General features: G+C 38.5%; 3 protein-coding genes. All 3 read right to left on the bottom strand.

Annotation, left to right across the window (positions count from 1 at the left end; genetic code table 11):
- Positions 1-486: 486 nt before the first annotated feature.
- A complete protein-coding gene (locus FHS86_RS19090) occupies positions 487-786 on the bottom strand; it encodes an addiction module antidote protein (protein WP_429417654.1) in 300 nt (99 codons plus the stop codon).
- Positions 767-1,090, bottom strand: coding sequence for a type II toxin-antitoxin system RelE/ParE family toxin (locus tag FHS86_RS19085; RefSeq protein ID WP_429417651.1), 324 nt, complete (start codon positions 1,088-1,090; stop codon positions 767-769). Before FHS86_RS19085 ends, FHS86_RS19090 begins: the two co-directional genes overlap by 20 nt.
- Positions 1,091-1,430: 340 nt before the next feature.
- Positions 1,431-1,580: a YoaP domain-containing protein gene (locus FHS86_RS19080; RefSeq protein ID WP_429417649.1), complete on the bottom strand. Its 150-nt coding sequence runs from the start codon at positions 1,578-1,580 to the stop codon at positions 1,431-1,433.
- Positions 1,581-2,161: the final 581 nt, after the last annotated feature.

Here is a 2,161-nt window from a genome sequence, read left to right as displayed (position 1 = left end):
TAAGTATGTCAAACAAGTGCATAAAAATGCGCTTGTTCACACGGAATAACGTGAGTCTTCAAATTTCCCCCTCGTTGCAAACGAGCGGGTGGTGGGAATGACTCATTGACCAATGACTTACTGACTTCCTATCTTTTTAACTTGTGTCTTGATACCTGATACATGATTCCATTTTTCCATCTTCCTTCTTCCATTTTCCTTTTCCTCAATGACTTAATGACTCTTTTAATTTTCCATCCATCTAAAAATGTTACTGCCACAAAAAAGGAGATGCTCTCGTTAATCGATCATCTTCAATCGTTAATCTTCAATCGTTGATCGTTAATCATCAATCGTCAATCATCCATCTTTTTCCTTCAATCTTCCATCCATCGCTTTAAAAGCCCCTCAACATGCTTCGCGGTGCATTTTCGACGGCTCATCGGGACCAGCAGTTGTGAACATACCGACCAGCCTGGGATCATGCGTGTGATTGATGTCAAATTATTAGGAGACGTTTTTTATTGAGTTATCTGGTTTTATTTGTATTTGTCCGCCGATTGCTCTCAGTACTTTCATAATTGTCTCGAATTGAGGCTTCGCACCATCAGATAAAGCTTTATATAAACTTGGTCTGCTTAATCCGCTTGCCTGAGCAATTTTTGTCATTCCTATTGATTTTGCAATATGTCCGATTGCTGTAATTACATCGGAATCATTTCCTTCTGCTAAAACAGCATTCAGATATTCTGCAATCATTTCGTTACTATCTAAGTAGTCTGCTATATCAAATTTTGTAGTTTCCATTTTTCTGCTTTTTAATTCGTTTTAGAATCGCCTTTGCCTTTTCTATGTCTTTCTGCTGAGTTGATTTGTCTCCACCAATTAGCAGAATAATGATTTTTCCATCAGATGCTTTAAAATATACTCTGTATCCTTTTGCGTAGTCAATTTTTAATTCCTGAATCCCATTGCCAACAGGTTCGCAGTCTCCAAAGTGTTCATCAATCTCGATTTTTTGAATGCGAAACAATATTTTGGCTTTGGCCCTTAAATCTTTTAGTTTTCTCAGCCATTTGTCAAATTCGTCTGTTTTCTCAATGATATACATTGATCAATCTGTATTCACCTGGATACAAAACTATGCAATCTTTTCTATTTATGAAAAGTTTAATTTAAAATTCCAAAGGAAAACTCATGGCTTCTAAAATACGCTGAATGTGTTTCATAAAATGCATTATTGGAAAATTGCTTGCCCTGTTTAATTCCCGGTGCGCTGCATCGCTCTTCCTGTGTCGTACTTTTCTGCTATAAATAGTATCGCGGCGCTGCCGCTTTGGATAATTGCGGAGGGCAGAGGGCAGAGAGCATGGAGAATGGAGAATGGAGAATGGGGCAAAGATGTTCGAACGGGTTTTCAATTCATCATTATTGGAAAACTGGAAATACACTCATTTACTTTTTTGTATTTTTAATTCCCGGTGCGCTGCACCTCTACTGTCCATGTATACACTTAAATCAGTTGTTATGAATTTTCCATCATAGAACAAACTAAAAATCGTTGCAGGGGTCGGTGTATGTATTATATTATTCTTTACCATAGCCTGAAATTGATTTAGAGATCGCAGATCCCGAGCCTGTTAGGCGCGGATTGCAATTGAAAATCAGCGGAGCTAAATCCGCACCAGCCGTTTGCAAACTTACGATACATCCCGCAGAGCGGGGGTAAAACGAGCATGATTCTATCGATCACAACCGAGGATGACTAACACGTGCGAGTTCCATGAGGCACCTTTGAATTATTTACAATTTAGACGAATGAAATCACCTGACAGGCTCGATAAGCCAGGCAGGTAAGCACTATAAGCTGAAATAAATCAAAGAACACCGTCTCGTTTTCTTTTCAAAAAACATCAAAAACCTTCTTTAAGTACATAGCACCGTAGCGGGATGGATGTAGTTCAATCCGCCAGCTGGCCATAGCCGTTAACTTAAGATGCTAACTACCTGCTAGACAGCATTTTTAATTGTCGACAGGGCAAACTACCCCATGATGAGGTAGTTTGTAGTTTTTTCCTCATCTTTGGTTATATTTTTATTGTTAAAAATGAAAGGCGGTTTGAAACGTTATATTAAATAGACCGCCTTTCTTTGACTACCTGAAGGTACCATTTTTTAGAGG

It is taken from the genome of Roseimarinus sediminis (assembly GCF_050433125.1).
Taxonomy (GTDB): Bacteria; Bacteroidota; Bacteroidia; order Bacteroidales; family Prolixibacteraceae; genus Roseimarinus; species Roseimarinus sediminis.
Note: the sequence above shows the minus strand (reverse complement) of the source record. Positions and strands in the feature narration are given on the sequence as shown.

Bases quoted from the DNA above. Each gene is read 5' to 3' on its own strand.
- FHS86_RS19090 (WP_429417654.1), bottom strand. From the start codon at position 786: ATGGAAACTACAAAATTTGATATAGCAGACTACTTAGATAGTAACGAA.
- FHS86_RS19085 (WP_429417651.1), bottom strand. From the start codon at position 1,090: ATGTATATCATTGAGAAAACAGACGAATTTGACAAATGGCTGAGAAAA.
- FHS86_RS19080 (WP_429417649.1), bottom strand. From the start codon at position 1,580: ATGGTAAAGAATAATATAATACATACACCGACCCCTGCAACGATTTTT.